Annotated in this window: 22 protein-coding genes; 1 reads left to right on the forward strand and 21 read right to left on the reverse strand. The window is 42.2% G+C overall.

What is annotated here, in order from left to right; genetic code table 11:
* Nucleotides 1-4: 4 nt before the first annotated feature.
* The 11 genes from Q0037_RS08640 to Q0037_RS08690 all read right to left on the reverse strand — a co-directional run bounded on the left by Q0037_RS08640 (nt 5) and on the right by Q0037_RS08690 (nt 10,956).
* Complete coding sequence (locus Q0037_RS08640) at nt 5-1,396, reverse strand: hypothetical protein (protein WP_297517236.1); 1,392 nt, start codon at nt 1,394-1,396, stop codon at nt 5-7.
* 175 nt (nt 1,397-1,571) lie between these two features.
* Entirely contained in the window at nt 1,572-2,363 is a 792-nt protein-coding gene (locus tag Q0037_RS08645; RefSeq protein ID WP_297517237.1) for an FkbM family methyltransferase, read from the reverse strand.
* A 13-nt stretch (nt 2,364-2,376) separates the two neighbouring features.
* Entirely contained in the window at nt 2,377-3,498 is a 1,122-nt protein-coding gene (gene neuC / locus Q0037_RS08650) for a UDP-N-acetylglucosamine 2-epimerase (RefSeq protein WP_297517238.1), read from the reverse strand.
* Complete coding sequence (locus tag Q0037_RS08655; RefSeq protein WP_297517239.1) at nt 3,495-4,481, reverse strand: glycosyltransferase; 987 nt, start codon at nt 4,479-4,481, stop codon at nt 3,495-3,497. Before Q0037_RS08655 ends, neuC begins: the two co-directional genes overlap by 4 nt.
* Before the next feature lie 5 nt (nt 4,482-4,486).
* Entirely contained in the window at nt 4,487-5,527 is a 1,041-nt protein-coding gene (locus tag Q0037_RS08660; RefSeq protein ID WP_297517240.1) for an N-acetylneuraminate synthase family protein, read from the reverse strand.
* Nucleotides 5,524-6,213 carry an acylneuraminate cytidylyltransferase family protein gene (locus Q0037_RS08665; RefSeq protein ID WP_297517241.1) on the reverse strand — a complete coding sequence of 230 codons (690 nt, stop codon included), beginning with the start codon at nt 6,211-6,213 and terminating at the stop codon, nt 5,524-5,526. Before Q0037_RS08665 ends, Q0037_RS08660 begins: the two co-directional genes overlap by 4 nt.
* Nucleotides 6,210-7,121 carry a glycosyltransferase gene (locus Q0037_RS08670; protein ID WP_297517242.1) on the reverse strand — a complete coding sequence of 304 codons (912 nt, stop codon included), beginning with the start codon at nt 7,119-7,121 and terminating at the stop codon, nt 6,210-6,212. The genes Q0037_RS08665 and Q0037_RS08670 overlap by 4 nt, the downstream gene beginning before the upstream one ends.
* On the reverse strand, nt 7,115-8,128 hold the full coding sequence (locus Q0037_RS08675) for a glycosyltransferase (protein ID WP_297517243.1): 1,014 nt from the start codon (nt 8,126-8,128) through the stop codon (nt 7,115-7,117). The genes Q0037_RS08670 and Q0037_RS08675 overlap by 7 nt, the downstream gene beginning before the upstream one ends.
* Nucleotide 8,129: 1 nt before the next feature.
* Entirely contained in the window at nt 8,130-8,804 is a 675-nt protein-coding gene (locus Q0037_RS08680; RefSeq protein WP_297517244.1) for an FkbM family methyltransferase, read from the reverse strand.
* Nucleotides 8,801-10,078, reverse strand: coding sequence for an ABC transporter ATP-binding protein (locus tag Q0037_RS08685; protein WP_297517245.1), 1,278 nt, complete (start codon nt 10,076-10,078; stop codon nt 8,801-8,803). The genes Q0037_RS08680 and Q0037_RS08685 overlap by 4 nt, the downstream gene beginning before the upstream one ends.
* Nucleotides 10,078-10,956: an ABC transporter permease gene (locus tag Q0037_RS08690; RefSeq protein ID WP_297517246.1), complete on the reverse strand. Its 879-nt coding sequence runs from the start codon at nt 10,954-10,956 to the stop codon at nt 10,078-10,080. The genes Q0037_RS08685 and Q0037_RS08690 overlap by 1 nt, the downstream gene beginning before the upstream one ends.
* 83 nt (nt 10,957-11,039) lie before the next feature.
* Here Q0037_RS08690 and Q0037_RS08695 point away from each other — a divergent pair, with 83 nt between their 5' ends.
* Entirely contained in the window at nt 11,040-11,774 is a 735-nt protein-coding gene (locus Q0037_RS08695) for a CpsB/CapC family capsule biosynthesis tyrosine phosphatase (RefSeq protein WP_297517247.1), read from the forward strand.
* 8 nt (nt 11,775-11,782) lie between these two features.
* Here the strand turns inward: Q0037_RS08695 and Q0037_RS08700 are convergent, their stop codons facing one another.
* The 10 genes from Q0037_RS08700 to Q0037_RS08745 form a co-directional block, all read right to left on the reverse strand.
* Complete coding sequence (locus Q0037_RS08700) at nt 11,783-14,176, reverse strand: polysaccharide biosynthesis tyrosine autokinase (protein WP_297517248.1); 2,394 nt, start codon at nt 14,174-14,176, stop codon at nt 11,783-11,785.
* 7 nt (nt 14,177-14,183) lie between these two features.
* Nucleotides 14,184-14,945, reverse strand: a complete 762-nt coding sequence (locus tag Q0037_RS08705) for a polysaccharide biosynthesis/export family protein (protein ID WP_297517249.1) — start codon at nt 14,943-14,945, stop codon at nt 14,184-14,186.
* A 55-nt stretch (nt 14,946-15,000) separates the two neighbouring features.
* Complete coding sequence (locus tag Q0037_RS08710) at nt 15,001-16,875, reverse strand: nucleoside-diphosphate sugar epimerase/dehydratase (RefSeq protein WP_297517250.1); 1,875 nt, start codon at nt 16,873-16,875, stop codon at nt 15,001-15,003.
* Between the two features lie 144 nt (nt 16,876-17,019).
* A complete protein-coding gene (locus Q0037_RS08715) occupies nt 17,020-18,153 on the reverse strand; it encodes an aminotransferase class I/II-fold pyridoxal phosphate-dependent enzyme (RefSeq protein WP_297517251.1) in 1,134 nt (377 codons plus the stop codon).
* Nucleotides 18,146-18,766 carry an acetyltransferase gene (locus tag Q0037_RS08720; protein WP_297517252.1) on the reverse strand — a complete coding sequence of 207 codons (621 nt, stop codon included), beginning with the start codon at nt 18,764-18,766 and terminating at the stop codon, nt 18,146-18,148. The genes Q0037_RS08715 and Q0037_RS08720 overlap by 8 nt, the downstream gene beginning before the upstream one ends.
* Nucleotides 18,756-19,367 (reverse strand): sugar transferase, encoded by a 612-nt coding sequence (locus tag Q0037_RS08725; RefSeq protein WP_297517253.1) that lies wholly within the window; start codon nt 19,365-19,367, stop codon nt 18,756-18,758. The genes Q0037_RS08720 and Q0037_RS08725 overlap by 11 nt, the downstream gene beginning before the upstream one ends.
* A complete protein-coding gene (locus tag Q0037_RS08730; protein ID WP_297517254.1) occupies nt 19,360-20,511 on the reverse strand; it encodes a glycosyltransferase family 4 protein in 1,152 nt (383 codons plus the stop codon). The genes Q0037_RS08725 and Q0037_RS08730 overlap by 8 nt, the downstream gene beginning before the upstream one ends.
* Nucleotides 20,508-21,590 (reverse strand): glycosyltransferase, encoded by a 1,083-nt coding sequence (locus Q0037_RS08735; RefSeq protein WP_297517255.1) that lies wholly within the window; start codon nt 21,588-21,590, stop codon nt 20,508-20,510. The genes Q0037_RS08730 and Q0037_RS08735 overlap by 4 nt, the downstream gene beginning before the upstream one ends.
* 2 nt (nt 21,591-21,592) lie before the next feature.
* Nucleotides 21,593-22,477 (reverse strand): glycosyltransferase family A protein, encoded by an 885-nt coding sequence (locus Q0037_RS08740; protein ID WP_297517256.1) that lies wholly within the window; start codon nt 22,475-22,477, stop codon nt 21,593-21,595.
* The coding region (locus Q0037_RS08745; RefSeq protein ID WP_297517257.1) for a glycosyltransferase at nt 22,477-23,302 on the reverse strand (826 nt) is incomplete at its 5' end. The genes Q0037_RS08745 and Q0037_RS08740, both read right to left, overlap by 1 nt.

Here is a 23,302-nt window from a genome sequence, read left to right on the forward strand (position 1 = left end):
GGCGTTACGACCATTGGTAAAGGGTATCAGCGATTCGAGCACTGGTTCCGGGTAAGGGCAATCCGATTTCGAGGTCGACTAGTTGTTGACGGTTTTCTGAATGCAAATCAGGTCGTTCCAAATAGTCTGCTACAGCGTTTATCAAAGAGGCTTCATCCAAAGCAACTTGAGTGGCACCTGATTGGAGAACATGTTCGATGTGAGCATACTTTAAAAACCGTTGATCATTGTATAACCCATTATTTTCATTACCAAAAACAGGATTTACAACTGGTTTATCAAATTGCATAAAATCAAGACTCATCGTTGACAACATATTGACGTTAAGTGTTGAATACATCAAAATAGCACGCAAATCCATAACATCTTCCACCGAAGGGATACGCTGTGACCACGATTCTTGGTGGGAACTTCTCGACAACTCCCATTTCGGAAAATTCCATTGAATCCAAGGGTATTTGGCAACTAATTCCTTAAAACGAATAGGGTCTTCTGCGGGTGAAGTACGAACCAAAAGATTGGCTTCTGGTAATTTTTGTGACTCAATAGCTTTAGCAATACATTGAATATATAGTTCATCATTTTTACTGGTAGAACTATCACCACAGCTAAAACAAATGGTAGGAAGTTCTTTTTTCAATTGAAACTTTTCAAAAAAGGCTTCCTCTGAAGTTTCATAGCGCGAGAGGACATAAGGCTCAAATTGAGGTGTTCCAACAATGGCGATTTGATGCTCTTGAACTTTTTCATAAAACGACTTCAAATCATTTTTCATGAGTTTGCTCCACACCAAATAATAGTCAAAGTTTGCGGCCATACGTCCTTTGGAAGCTAAATTATCCCAACTAAAAATAAAGGTAGACGTAGTTATATTTTGCTTTTGCGCTTGGTATACAAGAGGAGCGATAAAAGGGGGTCGTTGGTGTGTGAAAAACAAATGGCTAAATCCTTCTTGAGCTAAGATGGTTTGGTATTTTTTAGTAATTGGATTATTTTTAAAACACAATTGTTGCCAGCGAGTATATCGTTGAATCCATCTTTCTGAGTGAAAAAAATGGGTAAAGCGAAAAATCCAACGTGTTGCAATGCCACGAGAGGTCATTGCTTTGGTTGTATTGGTTTGTAAATTATCTTGTATGCCGAAGTTTCCCTTTTGATGTTTTTTCAAATGAGCTACCTCTTTCGTTTTTCGAAAAAACCATTGAAGGAAATTTTCTTCAAGCGCTTCCAACTCGATAACCCTAACTGGAATTTTTAAATCAATATACGCTGATTGTGGAAGATACGAGAGAATGACCACTTCGTCAAATTGCTGCACAGCCTCTTTCATGAAATCACTCAACACGTAATTTCGGAAACCAACCCCATCAGTGATGACCACACCTAATTTTTTCATGGGTCAAATTTAGAGATAAAAAAACGCTGAACCAAAGCCCAGCGTTTTTAAAATGATCTTTAGCAAATTAGTTAAAAATAATCTTCTTGGTATCGGCTTTTTTGCCATTGATCCATAAGCTTACGCCTACACCCCAGCGCCGAAGTTGTCTTTGAGTAAGGTTTTTTGAACAGCGTTACCCCGCAAACGTTAAAATTTCTTGGCGGGTTAACCGAATGGTTTGATGTGGATACCCGAGTTGGGTCAAAAAGGCTTCCACCCATACATACGTGGGAGCACCGTTAACGATATGATAGGTCGCTATCGCCATCTTGGGGTGCAAGGTGCATAAGGTTTCAACAGCGCCCTCCAAAGCTTCAATCTCAGCGCCTTCAATATCCATTTTTATAAAATCCAAACGGGTCAATCCCAACGATTGCACCCAAGTATCAATGGTTAAGGCTTGTTTTTTTACAATGGCCTCACCACTGGAAAACCATACCGCAGACGAACCTACCGTACCCGATTCCTGAAAATCGACCCACGTATTGGCATTCCACAATAACTCAGGCTGCACTACAATGCGGTCTTGCAACTCGGGATTGATCGCCAAATTCCGCTGAACATCGCGAAGGTTATGCGCATCGGGTTCGAAACAATATACCTTGCCCGAAGGACCCACAAGTTGTGCAAAATACAAGGCCAACATACCGACATTGCCGCCCGCATCCATGACCACATCGCCGGGTTGGGGTTTGTACAATTTTTGATAGTAAAAAAAATCGTTGGCCACCGTATACACTGGGTCGACCGTGCGAATCGAAACGCCTTCAATCGTTGTGCGGTAAATCCAACCCGAAGCGGTGGTTTCTAAAGCAAATCGAATACCTCGTGGCGCACGCCATTGGTAATACCGCAACTTTATGTGCTCCCGAAATAAACCTTGGGGCACGAGACGACTGAGGATTGATTTGACTCTTTTTTTCACTACACCTCAAAAATTAACGGTCTTTAAACTGTTTTTGGTGGTTGATGTCCCACAACCCCGGGCGTTGCAAAGCTTCAAGAAATAGCGCTGCGCTATTACCCGCTCCAAAATCGGAAGCCGAAGGTTGCACAGCATGCGCATCGATTCCCTTCAAAGCTTCTCGAATGGCTTCAAAAGAATAATCGGTATTGATAATATCGGCATGCAAGGCACGATTTTGCTGACGGGTGCCAATATTTATGATCGGCACGCCATAATAGGGCGCTTCACGGATGCCCGCACTGCTGTTTCCAATGATGAACTGCGCATTTTTTAACAGGGTCAAAAAGTACTCAAACCGCAAGGAGGGAAACACCCGAAACCGCGAATGCCCTTGAAAAGCAGCGTAGGCGTCTAGAATTTTTTGACTGCCCAAATCATTATTCGGATAAATCACGACATAATGATGGGTATCATCAAGCAAGGCCTGCACCAATTGCTGGGCATACCCCTGCATGGCTGTTGCTTCGGTAGTCACGGGATGAAACATGAGAATTCCGTAGGTCTCAAACGGAATTTCATAATACGTTTTGGCGGTTTCGAGGGAGGGCAACTGATCGGAAAACATGATATCAACATCGGGCGACCCGATTGTCACAATAGACGGTTCCATTTCGCCCATTTGAATCAATCGGTTGGCCGCTTCTTCATGGGAAACAAAATGCACATGACTTAATTTGGAGACACTGTGCCGTATCAATTCATCAACCGTACCCGACAATTCGCCGCCTTCAATGTGTGCGACCAAAATATTGTTGAGCGAACCCACGATGGCACCCGCCAGTGTTTCCACCCGATCGCCATGAACCACAATCATATCGGGTTGAACCGTTTTGACATAGACCGAAAATCCCTCAATGGTTTTGGCCAAAGTCAAATCCATCGTGGTTTCATGCGTATGATTTTCAAAGGTATGAACGTGTGAAAACTGACACCGTTGAATCTCAATGAGCGTATAGCCATAGGTTTGTTGCAAATGCATTCCGGTGACAAAAACATAGGGTTCAAAATCGGGATGTTCCTCCAGAATTTGAATTAAGGATTTGATTTTACCAAAATCGGCTCGGGTACCAGTTAAAAAAACAATTTTTTTCATGGATTGGGATAACGTAAAAAGAATAGTTTTTTAAACACCTCTTTTTGAATTTTGTACCAAAACGTTTTATAGTCTATCATTTTCCCTTGTTGAAAAACAGGAGGGTCATAGGGTACTTGAGGCGCGGCTTGATTGTCTTTTTGCACGTCATACATCCAAGTATCGGCGGCATTCCCCATGTGATATGCCCAATTGGCATAAGTGGAAACCCGCATTTTTCCCGCCAAATCTACGGGCAAATCGATGTAATTATACACCGAATGCTTCCCGATTAATATCAACGTGGGATCTTTGGGAACAAAATCCCGTACAATTGAACGACGAATCGTCACGACACTATGTCCACCTCCCATCAAAACTTTGTGAGCGCCCAAGTCAATAACAGGCCATTTCACCTGAACATCGTCAATGGGTTTCCAATTGATACTAAGGAGAAAACGATTGTAGTCCTCCATATTTTGGGGTAACGATTCGTAGTAAAAACGGTATTTCCCGCGAAGCAATTTTCGCATCGTAGCCATGGTGACATAACTGTGTGTGTTGCGAACCGATATGGGAGAAACCGACCCGATATCGGGATACGCATCTAAAAGCTGTTCCACCGCTTGTTGCCAGCCGTTTTTGAATAAAATATCGGTATCCGAAAAGGTAATATATTCTTCACGAACGCCGCGAGCTGCCTGCATCATGGCATCTATTTTACCCATATTTTCTTGATGGTGAATCACACTATCTATTTGCCCTGACTCAAATAATACATTGAAATAGGTTCGTACTGCAGCACAACTCCCGTTGTTGACTAGGGTAATTTTTCCGTGCGCATTAAACGTTTTTATTGCCGATTCGACACAAAGTTGTAACACCTCAAAGGACGCTTGGTAATAATCACTAAAATCAGGAATATAACAAACCATGATCATCCGGTGCTTGGACGTCAACGAAATAAAGCCTTCGCTTTTTTGAGGGTTCATTCCTACGCGCATAGTACTTAGTTAAAATCTGAAAAGTCCAATTGTTCATCGGCTGCAATCGCACGGGTTGCTTTTTTTCCAAGCAACGAATCATAATGCTCCGCTAAAATCTTACCGGTTCCGGGTCGTTTTACCCAAATATTGTCCTTGGTTAGCGTTTCACCTTCAGCAATCGGTGCGATGGAACAAACCGTTGCAAAAGCAAAATCGATGGTCACTTGTTCTTCGGCCGCAGGACGTTTTTCACCACCCCGCATTTGCCAAATCTCATTGGAACTAATTATCAATTCACGGCACGCTTGTTCATCCATACTGCACACAATATCGGGACCGGTGCGTTGCATGTGGTCGGTAAAATGGCGTTCCAAAATACTCGCTCCTAGCGCCACTGCCCCAAGGCATGCATTGTTGTTTAGGGTGTGATCCGACAATCCGAAAACTTTATCGGGAAAAGCTTCATGCAACTGCGTCATGGCTCCCAGTCGGACCAGCGGTATAGGCGTTGGATACAAATTGGTGGTATGCAATAAGGCTACGGGGACCTGATGACGGTCAAAAATAGCCACCGCTTTTTGTACACTTTCGATGGTATTCATGCCTGTACTCAAAATCACGGGTTTTCCAAAGGCCGCGATATGCTCGAGTAAGGGATAATTGTTGCATTCACCCGAACCGATTTTATACGCGGGAATATCAAATTGCTTTAAACGTTCGGCGGCAGCTCGGGAAAAAGGAGTAGAAATAAATAGCATTCCTTTGCTTTCCACATAGGATTTTAACGCCCATTCGTCGGCTTCATTTAAAGCACAACGCTCCATAATTTCATAGATGGAAACCGAAGCATTGCCCGGAATTACCTTCTTGGCAGCACCACTCATTTCGTCGGCAACAATATGGGTTTGGTGTTTTACGACCTCAGCACCTGCACGATGCGCGGCATCAACCATCGCTTTGGCCACTTCCAGGTCGCCTTCATGATTGATTCCAATTTCGGCTATCACCAAGGGTGGGTAATCTGGTCCAATTTTGCGACCAGCGATTTCAAAGTAGGGATTCATGGGTGGTTTTCTTTAGGTTGAGTTTGATAATAGTTGAAACACAATGAGGCAAAGACAAAGTCGGCTTCTGTATCGATATCGACCGCAGCATAGGGATGCGTAACAACTAAGGGATAGCAGGTTTCATCCATCACAGCGCCACTGTCGATAAGCGAAGGCGTGCAAACATAGAGTAATCCATTTTCATAAAACAATGGTTCCATATCTTGACTGCGTTGACCAAAATGATAATTAAACGGCACAAACCGCTGCTGTTGGATGCGTCCTAATTTATGCGTATTAGGGGAAACGGTAAACAAACCCGACACTTTATTTTGCTCAAAACAATCCAAAGCCTCGTCCAAAAGACCCAGAGGTCGTAACGGATTGGTAGGTTGCAACACCACTACCCCATCGGGAAGATCAGTTAGTTGCCCTAACACATGTTGCAAAGCCGTTACAGTAGGGGCTTCATCGCCCGCAAATTCATGGGGACGTTGGATGACTTCGGCGCCATAGTCCAAGGCCACCGCTTCAATCGCAGGATCATCAGTAGTTACGATCACCCGTTGGATACGAGAAGAAGCTTGTGCATACCGAATACTATGGGCAAGTAAGGGCAGGTCACCCAATAAACGAATGTTTTTACCGGGTAAGCGTTTTGACCCGCCGCGGGCTGGAATAATAGCGATATACTGGTTTGTCATGGGTTAGGTTTCCAGAATATGGGATTCAAAGGTAACTTTTTCATCCGAATATACTGCATTTTGGTCAAACGGTATCGGTTTTGAAACAAGTCGCCTAAGGCACCTAATATACTAAAAATCGCTCGAAACGTAGCCCAAAAAGCCACATAATCCCGTGCTTTTAATTTGTTATAAAACTGCAAGACCGTGCAATACGCCAACGTATAGGGAAGTCGAAAGTACGGGTAAAAAGTCATGTAATTGCGAATCCCATTTACAAATGCTTTTCGTTGACGGTAGGCATAATCAGGATCAAATTTTCTTTGGCGAACTTCTACCCTATGGTGAACAAGTATATCGGGAACATAATACATTTCCCAACGTTTTTGGAGAAGGGCCATCGCAGCAAATTCTTCCTCGCCATAAAACCCATAATGCTCTGGATAATTGGGAATGGCTTCCCAAGCCGATTTTCGCCAAACATGTCCACAGCCTACAAATCCAAAACCATTGTGGGGTAACGCGTCCGTTTGGAGAGAAGCAGGCAACGTTTTTCCCCAAAAAACACGACAAGCAATGAGTCCGCAACGGGGATGTTTCTCCATGTGCTGTTGGATGAATTCAAGGGGTTGTGGCGACACAAAATGTGCATCATCGTCCAAACTTATTAGGTAGGGCGCCTTGGCGGTATGCAATAAAAAATTACGGTTATAAATATAACCTTTTGGCTTGGGGTTGGTAAAAAGTTGCACCTGAGGAAATTGTTCTTTGACAAACGCAGAAGTACTATCGGTAGAGCCATCGTCAACAATCAAACATTCCACATCGGATCGTTGTAATAAAGGCAATAGCTGTTGCAACGTAAACTGTAAGTCCGACCAACGGTTGCGGGTAGAGATTAAAAGGCTGAATACGGGATTTGTTACCATGTGTCTATGACCGTTTTTGGGAGTCCTTTCCGAAGAATGAATCGACGGAAAAGTATTGGAGTGTTCATCATAATTCTTCGCCAAAAGCGATACCGCCAAAAGTAAGATATACGATTAATCTTTGGAGCTGAGGGAGACAATTCAATATGGGTTCGACTGGAGGTCTTTGGCATCGTTGGTGGAACTTCCATCCAAGACTCCCAAACATTGCCCATATGAAAAGCAAAATTGGACTGCGTAGTCACTTTATGGTAATGAAACTGATAGGGTTTTTCTTCAAGATACCATTCCGAATCGCCCCCTAACTGATGCGGAACGGACTGTTGTAAATCCTGAAAAACATCCCGTCGAAATGTAGTGACCACATGACCGGAACCTACCCACATGGATTTGCCATTTTCGGTGTATTGCAAATTGTAGATGAGGTGATTGGGATTGTAATTGTCGTTCCAACCTATACTGTCGTAAAAACGTTCGGCAGCAGCGAGATCGGATATTTTTGCAAAACGCAAGCGGTGAGAAAACAAATGTTCCCACACCAACGAAAAACCATCGATACGAAACAAATTCATCTGCGGAATGAGTCCCACTGCTCCGATCCGCTCCACTTTTTCAAACAAATCTATAGTTTCCTCTTGCCAACCTGATTGAAACAGCACATCGGCATCGGTGAGTGTTACCAAAGGGATTTGATGGCCAACAAGTCCCTTAATCAGGGCATTGACTTTGCCTATGGCGGTGGTGTGGATAATTTCATGCACTGTACCCTCTTGGTGTCGGCGGTTCAATTCTTGTATTACAGCTTCGCAAGAGCCGTTGTTGACCACGGTGATTAAGGTAAACGGCTGTATTGTAGCCGTTAAAGAGTCGAGGCAATATTGTAAAATTCGAAGACTGTCCTTAAAATAGTCCGTTTGGTGGGGTATATGCACCGGTACAACTACTTGATGTAAGTATTTTGAAGGGGGAACCAGCTGATCTTTATTGGGATTAAAACCAGAGCGCATATTACAAACGGTTATCGATATAAAATGTATTGCCGAGATTTCCTTTGGTGACCACTTTACCAATGATAGTATACCCTACAGAAGCGAGATAATCATGCATCTCGGAAGCCAAATCTTGATTAAGTGGCAAATCAGATTCAACGACTAAAAATCGGGGACGAAAACGCTCCCAATTGTTGGTCTTCAGCACTTCAAGATCATATCCTTCCACATCAACATCTAAGAAATCCAAACGATCTCCAGGGTGCAGATGCCGTTCTAGAATAGTAGCCAATGGAATGGTCGGTACGTCGAGTACCTGCTGAATTTGCGATTGCAATTCCCGTTTTTCGATAAACCCATAATCAAGGGTGTTCATCGAACTATCGGGAAGCATATAATACTTTAAATTAAGGTCTTGATTACCCAAAGCACAATTTTCAAAAATATCGGTAGGACGAAACTTTTGGTACAAAGGACGAAGCTCGGGATTGGGATCGATGCAAATGCCTTTCCAACCGTGGATATAAAACAAATAGGTATTGGAAGCTTTCACGGGATGCCAGCAACCGATATCGACATAAACGCCGGGCGTACGATGAATGATTAATTTCATCAATTGCATGTCTTCTCCTGCCTTGGAAAAGCTAATATTATAACGGCGATAGATGAATTCTCGAATTTTGTTCGCTATCATTTCAACGTCCAATTTTGATTCAACAAAAAGGCACCGTGCTTCCGCGCGATGGGCATTTGACCCGTATGGAAAAAGTTGGAAGCCAACACTTCCACTTCAAACGCATCGGTAATTTCGTCACAAAAACCTCCTTTGAAGGCCATCCACGTTTTGGCTGTATATTTTCCTTCCGCCAAGGCCATAGAGGGCACGAGGCATTCAATGGATTGCACCTGACCCGAATCGGAGACTTGGGCATGGGCATCGTAACGATTAGAAACCGTAAAAACAGGATAATTTAATTCGTTTCTAAAAACGACATAAAACGCTAAAGACGAAGCCTCTTGCGCCGAAATGGGTTTATTTAGAAAAAACTGCATGCGTAAAGGGTCGCCTGAAGGAATTTGAGTATAATTCACCTCATCGCTATTGATCAAAAAGCGTTCTACATACAAATCGCCCTCCGATTTACGAATTAACGTACCATTACTTTGGGCCAAATTGGTAGCTAAATACTGCTGGATACCTTCATCGGTAGGCATTCGATCAGAGCATTCCCCATTTTTCAAAATAATCACCGAATCCGTCAAGGCATGAATGGCGGTCATATCGTGACTAACAAACAATACGGTACGCCCCTCGCCTTTGGAAATGTCTTGCATTTTACCAATGGCTTTCTTTTGAAACTCGGCATCCCCCACAGCCAAAACCTCATCGACCACCAAAATTTCGGGTTCGAGATGCGCCGCTACCGCAAAGGCCAAACGAACGGTCATCCCACTACTGTAGCGTTTTACCGGCGTATCAATGTAGCGTTCACAGCCAGAAAAAGCAATAATTTCATCGATTTTGCGATCGATTTCTTTTTTGCGCATGCCTAGAATCGCCCCGTTTAAATAAATATTTTCTCGGCCGGTCAGTTCGGGATGAAAACCCGTACCTACTTCCAGCAAACTAGCAATACGTCCTTTGATACGAATTTCACCGGTTGTAGGAGCCGTAACGCGGGATAAGAGTTTGAGCAACGTACTTTTTCCGGCACCATTTTTACCAATAATCCCCAACGCATTGCCTTCTTGGACATCAAAATTGATATCGCGCAAAGACCAAACAATATCCGAATCGGATTTTACGGTACGATCGTTTACCTCTCCTACTTTCAAAAAAGGGTCTTCACGGCGTAAAATTTTGGTCACCACAAATCGTTCTAGGTCACGGGAAATCGTTCCAGTACCGATTTGACCGATTTGATACGCTTTGGAAAGCTGGTGAACTTCTATAACAGTGCGTGGCATCAGATGGTATCGACGAACGTGCGTTCGGTTTTGTTAAAAATCAAAATTCCCAAAAACAATACCACTAAGGTTACCCCAGCGGTATACAATAAGCTATACGTAGTAAATTCTCCTTTTCCTAAAAAGGCATAACGAAACGCCTCAATGATCGTTGTCATGGGATTCCAAGCAATCCATTTTTTATATTCGGGTTGGATATAACTCAACGGGTAAATCACCGAAGTAGCATACATCATGAGTTGCACGCCAAACGTAACCAAAAAAGTAAGATCCTTGTATTTGGTGGTAATGGCTGTGATTATCAAACCCAATCCGAGTCCCAAAAGCGCCATCAGCAAGACTAAAAAAGGAAATAGAAGAATACCTTTCGTTATCTGAAACGAGGTGTCGGGGATAGGATAAAGCGTAAAATAGCCCATCATGGCGATTAGCAACAATAATTGCACTCCAAAACGCACCAGATTGCTCACCACGATACTTAAAGGCATTATCAAACGTGGGAAGTAGACTTTGCCAAAAATATTGGTATTGTCTTTAAATACAGTGCTTGTTTTGGTCAAGCAATCGGCAAAATAATTCCAAGCCGTGATACCACACAAATAAAAAAGCTGGTGGGGTAAACCGTCGGCGCTGATGCCTGCCAAATTCCCAAATACAAAAGTAAAGACTAAGGTGGTAAAAAGAGGTTGAATAAATAACCAAAGCGGGCCCAAAATCGTTTGCTTGTAGAAACTTACGAAATCGCGTTTCACAAACATGAAGAGTAAATCACGGTATCGCCATAAATCCTTAAGATGGAGCGCAAAGATTCCTTGTTTTCCTTTGATAATGAGATCCCAGGCTTCGGATTCGTTATGTGGGCGCGTGTTTTGAGTCACGAGGGTTGGGTTATTTGTCGAGCAAATATAAAACTAAATCACGAATTAGTTACCTTTACCCCGCTTTAAAAACGGATAATTTCATGTGGTTCTTTAAGAAACAAAAGCCTTCATTATCGTGCTTACTCCCTGAAGGTTATGTCGACATTCATTCGCACCTCTTGCCGGGGATTGACGACGGTTGTAATTCGTGGGAAGATACGCAACAGCGGTGCATGGAATTGAAAGCGTTGGGGATTCATCACTTTACCGCTACGCCTCATATTATGGCGGGCGTTTGGAACAATACTAGGGCTACCATCGAACCCTTAGCGCAGTCGTTTTCAGACCATATCCCTTTAGACTCAAGTTCGTTTCATTGGGCCGCCGAATATATGTTGGATGCCGATTTTACGCAAAAACTACAGGAAGGGCCTCTTTGCACCTTAAAAGACAATTTGGTTTTGGTTGAAATGTCTTACCAACAGCCTCCTTTGGCTTTATACGACTGGCTGTTTGAGCTTCAAGTTGAAGGCTATCGCCCGGTTTTAGCACATCCGGAACGGTACAATTTTTATCATGGTAAAATGGACGAGTACCGACGTCTTAAAAAAGCAGGGTGCTTATTTCAATTGAATCTTCCTGCGCTAACAGGGTATTATGGCTGGCCGGTCCTAAAAACTGCAGAATTGCTATTAAATGAAGGACTTTATGACTACTCGGGAACCGATGTGCACCATGAAAAACATGTGCTCGCCTTACGCCAGCCCCTAGCCTTAAAAAACGAAAAAGCCGTAATAGAATTACTCCAAAAAAATGTAGACTTTAACGCGAAATAAGTTAACTACTATTTCTTAAAAAAGCGGAGTATCTTATCCGTGAGGGTGAGTTTCTTTTCTTCTACACCATAACCGTAACCATAGCCGTAGCCATAGCCGTAACCATAGCCATAGCCGTAGCCGTAGGAACGTTGAATATCGGTATCATTCAACACCATAGCCATATTGGGCAACTTGTGATCCTTGTAAAGCGTTTCCACAAAGCGCAACATACGTTTATCCAAATAATTGGCACGCATCACATAGATAAAGGCATCAGCATTGTGCGAAATCAAGAAAGTATCCGTAACCACACTCACGGGAGCGGTATCTACAATGATATAATCAAACTCCGTTTTCAACTCATCAAAAAGGCGATTGATTTTATCATTCATCAAAAGTTCTACGGGATTGGGGGGAATGACGCCGGAGGGTAGTGCATAGAAATTTTCATACCCTTTCACTTTAATGATATAATCTTGAATAGATTCACCCGTTTTGGACAAGAAATTAGTTAGTCCTTTGGCGGGAAGATTGATATACGTATCCAATTTTGGATTTCGAATATCCAATCCAATAATCAAGACTTTCTTCCCAGAAAGCGCAATGGTGGTCGCTAAGTTTACAGCAATAAACGTCTTCCCTTCTTTGGGTATAGATGACGTGACAAAAATCGTTTTGCAACGTCCTTGTTGCACATCAGAAAGAACAAACTCTAAATTGGTACGAATCATACGAACCGCCTCTGCCGAACTGGAGCGGCTGTTGGAGTCGATAAGTTCTTCACTGTTATCCGAACGTGGAATATCGCCCAAGTAGGGAACAGACACTTTTCCTTCCACGTCCATGCGACTTTTAATCTTGGTATCTAACGCAAAAAGTAAGGTCAAAAATCCGATGGGCAATGCCAAACCTAACACAAAAGCAATCAAATACACTAGAGAAGCTTTGATGGATATCGGTCCTGTTAGATAGGCGGCATCAATAATTTTGGCTTTAGGGGAAGTGACTGCTAAGGATATTTCTGTTTCCTCTCGTTTTTGTAATAAGTATAAATAAAGTGTTTCCTTAATTTTTTGTTGCCGTGCGATTTCATTATAAAAACGCTCATTGGTAGGTACATTATACACCTTTCCTTCATAAAGCGCTCGTTGGTTTAATAAATCGTTCTTTTTGATACGCAAGTCCCGTTGATGGCTGATAATACTGCTGATAACACTTTGTTTTACGTCCTCCAATTCACGCTCAATTTGTTTAACGCGAGGGTTATTTTCCGTACCACTGATTAAAAAAGTTTTTCGACTTAATTCTGATTCATTGTACTTATTAATGAAAGATACTATGGAAGGAGAAGCCGTAACCACATTGGTTGGAATCAACATTCCTTTTTTCATTTTGCGAACTTCTTCCAACAAGAAGTCGCTGACTTTTAATTCTGTTTCAATTGCTAATACCGATTTATTGTATTCCGTTTTAGAGGTCAAGCTCAACCCTGCATCGGCCTCTAGGGAAGTTAAACCGCGTTGCTTTTTAAACACCTCTGCTTCGCCTTCAACGCCTCCTAATTCTTTGGTAATGATTTCCAATCGTCTATTGATGAATTCTTTGGTAAACTCCGCCACTTGGTTCCGATCACGAACCGCATCTTCATTGAACTGTTCAATGAGTCCGTTCAAATAATCCAACCCACGTTCCTGGGTTAAGTCAGTAAAACTTAAATTGACGATGTTTGTTTTTTCTTGGTTCAAGACGCCTAAGCTAGCACGAAGCGCATTGGCTTTTGCCTCTACCGAACTTTTGACGATAAGAATGTCAGACATCGGCTTGTTGACAGGGAAAGATTTGATTTGAATAAAAAAAGTTCCAACAGGCGAAGGAATTAACTGTCCAAAACGGTACCGTTGTGACTGTGATAAATCAGGTTGGGAAAGTTCAAAAGACTTAGAATCAAGTACACGGACACGCCAAGATATAGCGCGAGAATCATACGATTCATTCTTCTTGACAAAGACCATTTTAATGGGAGAATCCCGGTACAATTCTTTGGCAACCACCCGCCCTTCGCTGAAATAACTAAGATCAAGATCTAGTTTTTTTACGACATTTTGAGAAATGCCTCGCGATTTTAAAATAGCGATTTCATTTTCGATATTGTTTTTTCCCGCAAAGATGTTTAGGTCGCTAAAAGCAGAAAACTCACTCGTACCTCCTTTTTTTTCATCTTTGATAAGAATAGACGCATTAACACCATAGTAAACCTCTTTATAACGCAAAAAGAGATAGGCTAACGCCGAAAAGATAATCACTGATAACACAAACCACTTCCAATAAATAAGATATCGAAAGAGAATGTCTTTAATATTAAATTCGTCCGATTTTGTTTCGGTTGGGGTTGTCGTATTTTGTAATAGGGGTTGGTGCATAGTTCAATTATCGAGTAAGTAACAAAACCATTGTAGTTAAAAAACTTATGGATGAAACAATAATAGGTAAGTTGGGTAATGCTGTAGCATCAATTTTGGCTTTACGCTCACGCACATACACCACATCATTTTGATCCATATAGAAATACGGGGAATTCACTAAATCGGATTTGGTCAAATCAATGGTGTTAAACGATTTCACGCCTTGATAATCGCGAATAACCATCACCTCTTGACGACGCCCATAAGGGGATACATCACCCGATGCTGCAATCACATCCAATATCGTAACCCGATTGGTAGTAAAGGATTTCACCCCAGGACTTGCTACTGCGCCTAAAACAGTGACTTTAAAATTAAGAATACGAATATTGATGATCGGATCAACCAAATAGGCTTTTAGTTTATCGGTCAACATTAAGCGCAATTGTTCAATAGTGTATCCCGCCACTGATAATTTCCCTAGAGTAGGAAAATCAATGGTACCTTCACTATCCACTAAATATCCCATATTTGGATTATTCCCTAAATTACCCCCTCCCATATTTCCGTTAGCGCCTATATCAATGTTAAATGGCTCTGAAAGTTCGCGTTGATAAGTAAACACTTGTATAGAAATTCGATCATCTTTCTGAATAATAGGCTCATAATTGGCAGCCGCATTGCTCATATTGTAATCGCCTTGTAAATAGTAATACTTTTTCTTAGAGACACACGACACTTGGGTAAGAGCCAAAAGCAATAAAAAAATAAAGGAAATTTTCTTCATAGTATTCGTTATGAGGTGCAAATATAGGGATTATTCCCAAAGCTAGTGGTTTGGATTAACTATCCAATTTTTCGTACACCGAGTTCAAACTTTTAAAATCGGGAACCAACGCTTTCATTTGAGATACCGTGGCTTCATAAGCGCCTGTTCGAGCGATAGTAATCAGAGTTTCTACCTGTTGACTTACCTCCTCAAAATCGGCACTAGTTTCCATGGCAATCATAATTTTTTCGTGATGGGTAGGCAAGTTTTTGGCCGAATCATTCAACAATTCTTCATACAACTTCTCGCCAGGACGTAATCCTACTATCTTAATGGCAATATCTTTTTCAGGAACAAAACCTGCCAAACGAATCATTTTTCGAGCCAAATCAATAATCTTAACGGGTTTCCCCATATCAAAAATGAAAATCTCTCCTCCTTTACCCATAGATCCTGCTTCCAAAACCAATTGGCAAGCTTCGGGAATAGTCATAAAATACCGAATGATCTCAGGATGGGTAATCGTAATGGGACCACCTTCTTGTATCTGTTTCGTAAAAAGAGGCACTACGGAACCATTGGAGCCTAATACATTCCCAAATCGAGTGGTAATAAATCGCGTAAATCGATCGCTGTTCTGAAGTTGGTGCTTAAAATGCTTGGCCTGGACATACATTTCTGCAATGCGTTTACTGGCTCCCATGACACTACTGGGATTCACGGCTTTGTCGGTGGAAACCATCACAAAACGATCGACATGATATTGGTTGGACAAATCCGCTACATTGCGCGTACCCAAAACATTAGTAAATACGGCTTGCGCAGGATTGATTTCCATCAAAGGAACATGTTTATAGGCCGCAGCATGATACACTACATCGGGAAGATAAGCTTTAAAAACCGTTTCCATAAAAGCATAATCCCTCACATCGCCCACTACATCAATCAATTCAACTGCTGAATCTTTTCCCGATATTTCTAAAGAAAGGGAATGCAACGGTGTTTCGGCTTGGTCCAATAGAATAATACGCTTGGGTTGGAATAAAAGCACTTGACGTACAATCTCGCTCCCAATGGAACCGGCAGCACCCGTCACTAATATTGTTTTATCTTTTAAATACTCCGAAATCAATTGGGTATCCAACGTAATCGGTTTACGCTCCAATAAATCGTGAATTTCAAAATTCTTAATTTTCTTGGAAATTTCTTTTTGATCGTCCCAATCAGCAACAACGGGCAAGGTATAGACCTTAAATCCATACTCAATACATTCGTCCACTATAATCGAACGCTCTTCTTTGGTCAACGATCGATCGGCAATGATCAATGCTTCTACTCCTTTGGAACGCAGCAATACGGGGACACTTTTGCGAATTTGAAAAATGGGCAGATTCAAAATTCGCTTCGTAAAATTCTGATTGTCTTTATCGATAAACCCATACAACTTAAATCGACCTGGGCGCTCCGAAAATAAGGCGTTGGCTACCGCAATGGCATTGGCATCCGACCCGTAAATAATGGCTGAAATACGATGCTCGTCGGTCGTAGAAGTAAACATACGATCGAAAATTTGCTTCACTACCAAACGATAAAAAAACAAAAAACTGAACGACAATACCGCATTGATAAAAGCTCCTGTCGTTAAATATACTTTGGAGTTAGTAAATACAATAACAATAAAATTGAAAACCAAAATCGCAATGAAGGTTGACAATTGCGAAAAGAATAATTTTAAGGCATCAATTAACGAAGAGTGTCGAATAATCCCTGAATAGGTGCGGTATAACCAAAAGAAAAATACATTGATGAGGAGATAAAACACCAATGCAAAAGAGAGTGAATTGTCGGGAACATACGACAAACGGAGCCCTTTGAATAAAAAATAGGTGATGATACTGGAGAGTGAAACAATACACACATCCAGTAACAAAATGAGCCATCGCGGCAAATACCCGAGGTTACGAAAAGTAAATGACGTATTTACGTCCGCAAAAGCTCTTCGAAATAGGGCAAAATAATTATATCTATCCTTATCCTCCAATCCAACCTAATAATTGACGTAAAGTTAGGGAATTTTAATTCTTAAAAAAAACTAAAAAGAATTTATTACACGGGCTATCCGTTCGCAATCGTTATCGGTTAGATTTGATCCTGAAGGCAAACATAATCCGTTGTCAAATAACTGTTCTGCAACGGTTCCTCCATAGTATGGAGCCGAAGCAAATACAGGTTGTAAATGCATGGGTTTCCACAAAGGGCGACTTTCAATATTGGCTGCCTCCAAGCTCAAACGCAAATCTTCACGATTTTTACCTTGGCATTGCGAGGGATCGACAAGGATAGCAGACAACCAAAAATTACAAAAATAGTCGGAACTCGGCTCTTGAAAAACCCGAACGCCCTCATGGGATTGAAATAAATCGCTATAAAAATCATGCATCTTACGGCGTAAACCAATATGATTGTCCAATACCTCCATCTGTCCCCGACCAATGCCCGCACAAATATTACTCAAGCGGTAATTATATCCAATATGACTATGTTGATAATGTGGGGCGGCATCGCGGGCTTGTGTCGCTAAAAATACAGCATGGTCTTTTTGTTCGGTAGTACGACAAACCAAAGCTCCACCGCCAGATGTTGTGATGATTTTATTACCATTAAACGACAACACGCCAAAATTCCCGAACGTTCCACAAAACTGACCCTTATAGTGACTACCCAGCGCCTCAGCACTATCCTCAATCAACGGAATATCATAGGTGCGCGCCAATGCCACCACAGCATCTACTTGAAAGGGCATCCCATACAAGTGTACCGCTATAATCGCTTTGGGTTTTTTCCCTTTCGCCATTCGATCTTTGATGGCTTCTTCCAACGCTTGGGGACAAATATTCCACGTTTCAGGTTCAGAATCTACAAAAACTGGAGTTGCCCCCAAATATACAATCGGATTTGCCGAAGCTGAAAACGTCATCGACTGGCAAATCACCTCATCTCCTGCTATCACTCCCGCCATAATCAACGCCAAATGCAAGGCGGCTGTGCCCGAACTCAATGCGGCTACTGGATAGTGTCCACCCAAATACTGCTCTAAATCCAATTCAAAACCACTCACATTAGGGCCTAACGGTGCCACCCAATTGGAATCAAAGGCCTCTTGAACATATTTTTGCTCTGTACCGCCCATATGAGGCGAAGACAGCCATATTTTAGAATTATTCATACGTATTGTTATATTTTATTATTTTTCCTGGATTACCAACGACCACAGCACCATCGGGTACATCGCGAATAATCACTGCCCCGGCCCCAATGGTACACCCTTTACCAATAGTCACCCCTTGAATCACACAGGCCCCAATCCCAACATGAGTCGCTGAACCAATGGTGACATTGCCCGCCAAAGAAACCCCTGGGGATATATGTACAAAGTCGCCCACCACACAATCATGGTCCAAGGTTGCCCCCGTATTGATAATGCTATGCACGCCCACACGGGCATCGGTATTGATGACCACACCAGCCATAACCACAGTGCCCTCCCCAAGAGTAGCATGAGGAGAAATAACTGCTTGGGGATGTATGGCCGTAATAAATGGACCTGCATACCGTTGCGCCAAAGCAGCTCGGATCGCATTATTCCCGATGGAAAACAGCATCATATAGTTTTCGTTCCAATCGATTTCCTTAGTAGGTACTACCGGTACACCGTGAATGTGGGAAAATTTAGGATTGTCGTCACAAATACAATTGACGACAACACCCTGGGCTTGGAGAATATCCAACACCACTTTGCCATGCCCACTGGCCCCATATAAAAGTACTTTAGTTTCCATCAAACGGTTCTATTGAAGCGGAATCTGCCGCGTTGATTCCCTCACTAATGAGGACTTTTTTTACAGTCTTGAACAATATTTTGACATCCAAAAAAAAGGATATATGATCTACATACCAAACATCATAAGCAAATTTCTGGTCCCATGAGATTGCGTTACGTCCGTTGACTTGCGCCCATCCGGTAATACCGGGCTTTACTTCATGCCGTCGGTTTTGAAATGCATCATACAAATGGAGATAGTGTGTGAGCAAAGGTCGTGGCCCCACAAAACTCATGTCGCCTTTCAGTACATTCCACAATTGGGGCAACTCATCCAAGGAGGTTTTCCGAACCAAAGCGCCCACGCGAGTTAACCGATCCCCATCGGGCAATAACTTCCCCTCCGCATCTTTACGGTCGTTCATGGTTTTGAATTTGAAAATACGAAATATCTTTCCGTTTTTCCCGGGACGCTCCTGTATAAAAAAAGGTTTGCCCTGATTCACCCATACCAAACATAACGTTACTACAAGCAGTATAGGAAGAGCGATCAACAGGCCAAGAGTAGCAAGAAGTCGATCGAAAAATGGTTTTATCAGAGATATGTAAACCTTACTCATAGTATTCAAAGGTACGATATTCTTCCAAAATAGCTTCCCAAATTACTTGCTGTTCGTAACGTTGCATAATCAAACTGCGGGCATTCGCTTGCATTTGATTTCGTAAATCCACATCGGTCACCATAGTATACATGGCGTCAAACAAAGGTTGCACCGTTTTTACGGGAACAATCAAACCGTTGACCCCGTGTTCAATAATCTCGTTACAGCCATTGATATCGCTTACAATCGAAGGCAACGCCATCGCCCCCGCTTGAAGCACCACATTCGGAAAACCCTCGCGATAACTAGGAAACACCAACGCATCAGCCAAGGCATAATAGGGACGGACATCGTTTTGATACCCTGTAGTAAAAATATGTGGATGTTGCTCGATGACTTCCAAAGTGACCGCTTGCAACGGATCCAATTCGGACTCTAAGGGGCCTACCAACAACAACTGACAAGCAATCCCTTTTTCATGCAAAGCCTGAAACGCGGCAACCAACTCATGAATCCCTTTGTCGGCGACAAGGCGCCCCACAAAAATAAACACGAAAGCCGACGATAATCCAATCGTTTCCCGTAACTCGGCCAATGTTTCGAGAGAAAAATGATGTTTTGAAAAATGTGCTGTAGCAATCCCGTTGGAACTCCCAGCACCAATGATGTTCAATTTTTTAGCAGGCGCCAAGCGTTCTTGAATCATAATATGACACAATGCCTTGGAATTTGGATACACCTTAGTGGCACAAAACCCCGTCAATCGTTCTACTGCATTCAAAATCAATCGCTTCATACCAGTAGCTTCCAACAAGGGCAATCCCGCCACCGTATGCAACCGATGAGGAACACCGGCCAAGCGAGCTGCCAACATACCCACCAATCCTGCTTTGGGCGTATGGGTATGAACAATAAAGGGCTTTTCTTTTCGAAAGAAACGATACAATTGATACACCGCTTTCAAATCTTGAAAAGGCGTTATTTTTCGGGTCATCGTAACGGGATGGTAGCGCACCCCCTCCCGCTCGGCAACGCGCTTCAAATAAGATACCTCCGAAGACACAGCCACAACCTCATAATGTGATGCCATAAAACGGAGCTGACCTTCCAAAAGCTTATCCAAAGATAGCGGTACCGTAGTAATACGAATGAGCTTTTTCATAACAAACTTTGGTATAATGCGAGATAACGATCAACCATTTGGGTACTATCATATTCTGCGGCGCGAGCTAAACACTGGGCAACAATGGCTTCACGATAAGAAATATCATCAAGCAATCGCTGTAGTTTTTGTGCCAAATCATCGGCATCGCCATAGGCAAAAAGGACACCCGCACCCGCTACTGAATCGCGAATTCCAGGCACATCAGACGCTACAAAGGGTTTCCCTGAAGCCATCCCTTCGATAGCAGCTAGTGATAATCCTTCATATTTCGAACTTAAAACGATGATATCTGCCGACTGCAGCAATTGGGAAATGTCGGTACGAACCCCTAAAAAATGGACACGAGAAGCGACACCGCATTGGACAGCATGGGCAGCAGCGGCAGCACGTTCAGGCCCTTCCCCCACCAAAAGCAAATGTACTGAAGCATCCAAAGCTGTCATAGAAGAAATGAGAGTTATTGGATCTTTGGGTGGATAAAAACGGGCAACATGAATCAAAACGCGTACTTGTTCAGGGAGTCCCAAATCCGCTTTGTTATAGGGCTTGGCTTGGCGTAACGCAGCACCATCAATGCCATTGGGAATGACTTGTATTCGATCGTCAGCCCATTGTAAATGCGCTTTTAAATTGGCTTTCACCAAAGGGGTAATGGCTACGAGACGACGGTAACGCGCATAAAACCAACGGTCAAGTAATCTAAATAGCCAACGATCCCGGCGATTGTTGTGCGTACTATGTTCCGTGTATACCATAGGCGGTAAAGTACCGGGTAAAAAAGTCGCTAAAGCCGCCCAGTACAAAGCGGGAAACAAATGCACATGAATCCCATCATAGGATTGAAGAGAGGATCGAAGGGCAAACAACAACTTCGGATGGTATACAGAAGAACGGCCCAAATCAATGATCTTACCCGTACTTATGGCTTGTAAATGGGTAAGAAAAGGCGTTTCTGTGCCATTCAACAACAAAAGATCAACAGTAATCCCGCGTTGTTGAAGCGCTACAACTATATCGACGACTAATTTCTCGGCGCCTCCCGTTCCTAATCCGTTGATGACTTGAAGAATGCGCATGATTATCGGGTTTTAAAACGGATGTAGGCATGTAAAGCCAATCCCGGTAGGAATGCCAAAAGCGTCAACACAGGCCGTGGACTCCTAGTGAGAAGTGAAAAATCACCTGAAAATAAAGCCGAGGAAACCAAGTGCATGGCTTGTTTAAAATGATTTACGAACGTATCGGGATAGCGTAAACGGAGTAATCGAGCGTATCCAAAGCCTCGGGGACTCACCTTGTATTGCTTCAAAATCGTATTCGAAGATCCATCAGGCTGGTAGTCTACCACACACAAAACCGCTGGGGTATACAAAAAAGTATAGTGCTGATCGATTTGCAGGTAAAGCGTTCCCAAAGGAACCAACTTTTCACCGGGATAGATCGGATACGATGGAAACTGGCGCACTACTGCTGTTTTCAGCACCACTTTTTTATCCCCAGTAACCCCTTTTCGATACAAATCATTCAACGTCCCTCGCTCCCATTGCGCTGGAATAGGGGTTCCGATAAGCTTCCCTTGAGGATCACAATCCAAACCAATCATCCCCGCACAATCCGACGCTTCGAGTTGGGGAAGATGGGCCAAAATTTGTGCTATAGCATCATCGGGCATATAATCATCCGAATCAATACACACATTGTAGGGCGTTTTGATGTGAGCATAGGCGGTATTATGAGCCCCATGCATCCCTTGGTTCTCTTGATAGCAATAGGTAATGGGAATTTTTTGCGCGGCGATCCATCCCGCCACTAAATCATTTGTGGTATCCGACGATCCATCATCCACAATAAGCCAACAAAAATCGGTGGCCGTTTGCCGCAACAAACTTTCGTAAAGCTGTCCCAAGCAGTAAGCGCGATTAAACGTAGGCGTAAAAACTGTAATACCTTTTGTATTAAACATTATTTTAGACAATTTGAAACAGTTCTAATTAAAGACTTTCTAAATTTCTCTTTTTTATAAACAACAGCCTGAATTTCTAACATAGTGTCAATGTCCTGACGTTGTAATGCCTTAACAAAATTATCGTTTTTAAAATTTTCTAGATTTCGACTATATTCAATCACATCATAAATTTCTGGTCGACTAAATAATTCATTTAAAGATGTATTTATAAAAACTGGATCGTTTCTTTTATATTCAATCATCATTTTTACAAATGATTTAATATAATTTACCATTTCAATAATAATCCATTTATTATATTCTGGTTTGTTATATTCAACAATCATTTTTTTCTTTAAATTAAACATGCTAAGAGCAGACTCAATAATTTTTTCATTAAGCTTTGTAGTCATACCACCAAATCGATAAAAATATATCGGCGAGTCAATAAAATGGATTATATTGGCCTTGGGAAAAACCTGAATATTATAATTCAAATCCTCGCCCAAATCAAATCCACCGATTGTAATTTCAATTTTATCAATAAATGATTTCTTGTAAAGTTTAGCCCACATTGAAATTGAAAATCTATTAACACCAAAAAATCCGATAAAATAATCCCTGATAAAACTTTGACTATCAAGAATTAAATCGTTAGGGATATTATAAGGAGAGGCTTTTTGAAAGACTCCGTATCTATCCATTACACGAAAATATTTAGCAATAACAATATCAGCTTTTGAACTATCCGCGGCAATAATCATTTTTTCTAATGCCGTTTTATGTAACCAATCATCAGAATCAACATGAGTTATGTATTCACCTTTTGAATGAAGTATTCCA

The organism is Flavobacterium sp. (assembly GCF_027482425.1).
Classification (GTDB): Bacteria; Bacteroidota; Bacteroidia; order Flavobacteriales; family Flavobacteriaceae; genus Flavobacterium.

Excerpts from the sequence above, each read along its gene's own strand:
- Q0037_RS08640 (WP_297517236.1), bottom strand. The coding sequence starts at position 1,396 with ATGAAAAAATTAGGTGTGGTCATCACTGATGGGGTTGGTTTCCGAAAT.
- neuC (WP_297517238.1), bottom strand. The coding sequence starts at position 3,498 with ATGAAAAAAATTGTTTTTTTAACTGGTACCCGAGCCGATTTTGGTAAA.
- Q0037_RS08655 (WP_297517239.1), bottom strand. The coding sequence starts at position 4,481 with ATGCGCGTAGGAATGAACCCTCAAAAAAGCGAAGGCTTTATTTCGTTG.
- Q0037_RS08660 (WP_297517240.1), bottom strand. The coding sequence starts at position 5,527 with ATGAATCCCTACTTTGAAATCGCTGGTCGCAAAATTGGACCAGATTAC.
- Q0037_RS08665 (WP_297517241.1), bottom strand. The coding sequence starts at position 6,213 with ATGACAAACCAGTATATCGCTATTATTCCAGCCCGCGGCGGGTCAAAA.
- Q0037_RS08670 (WP_297517242.1), bottom strand. The coding sequence starts at position 7,121 with ATGGTAACAAATCCCGTATTCAGCCTTTTAATCTCTACCCGCAACCGT.
- Q0037_RS08675 (WP_297517243.1), bottom strand. The coding sequence starts at position 8,128 with ATGCGCTCTGGTTTTAATCCCAATAAAGATCAGCTGGTTCCCCCTTCA.
- Q0037_RS08680 (WP_297517244.1), bottom strand. The coding sequence starts at position 8,804 with ATGATAGCGAACAAAATTCGAGAATTCATCTATCGCCGTTATAATATT.
- Q0037_RS08685 (WP_297517245.1), bottom strand. The coding sequence starts at position 10,078 with ATGCCACGCACTGTTATAGAAGTTCACCAGCTTTCCAAAGCGTATCAA.
- Q0037_RS08695 (WP_297517247.1), top strand. The coding sequence starts at position 11,040 with ATGTGGTTCTTTAAGAAACAAAAGCCTTCATTATCGTGCTTACTCCCT.
- Q0037_RS08700 (WP_297517248.1), bottom strand. The coding sequence starts at position 14,176 with ATGCACCAACCCCTATTACAAAATACGACAACCCCAACCGAAACAAAA.
- Q0037_RS08705 (WP_297517249.1), bottom strand. The coding sequence starts at position 14,945 with ATGAAGAAAATTTCCTTTATTTTTTTATTGCTTTTGGCTCTTACCCAA.
- Q0037_RS08715 (WP_297517251.1), bottom strand. The coding sequence starts at position 18,153 with ATGAATAATTCTAAAATATGGCTGTCTTCGCCTCATATGGGCGGTACA.
- Q0037_RS08720 (WP_297517252.1), bottom strand. The coding sequence starts at position 18,766 with ATGGAAACTAAAGTACTTTTATATGGGGCCAGTGGGCATGGCAAAGTG.
- Q0037_RS08725 (WP_297517253.1), bottom strand. The coding sequence starts at position 19,367 with ATGAGTAAGGTTTACATATCTCTGATAAAACCATTTTTCGATCGACTT.
- Q0037_RS08730 (WP_297517254.1), bottom strand. The coding sequence starts at position 20,511 with ATGAAAAAGCTCATTCGTATTACTACGGTACCGCTATCTTTGGATAAG.
- Q0037_RS08735 (WP_297517255.1), bottom strand. The coding sequence starts at position 21,590 with ATGCGCATTCTTCAAGTCATCAACGGATTAGGAACGGGAGGCGCCGAG.
- Q0037_RS08740 (WP_297517256.1), bottom strand. The coding sequence starts at position 22,477 with ATGTTTAATACAAAAGGTATTACAGTTTTTACGCCTACGTTTAATCGC.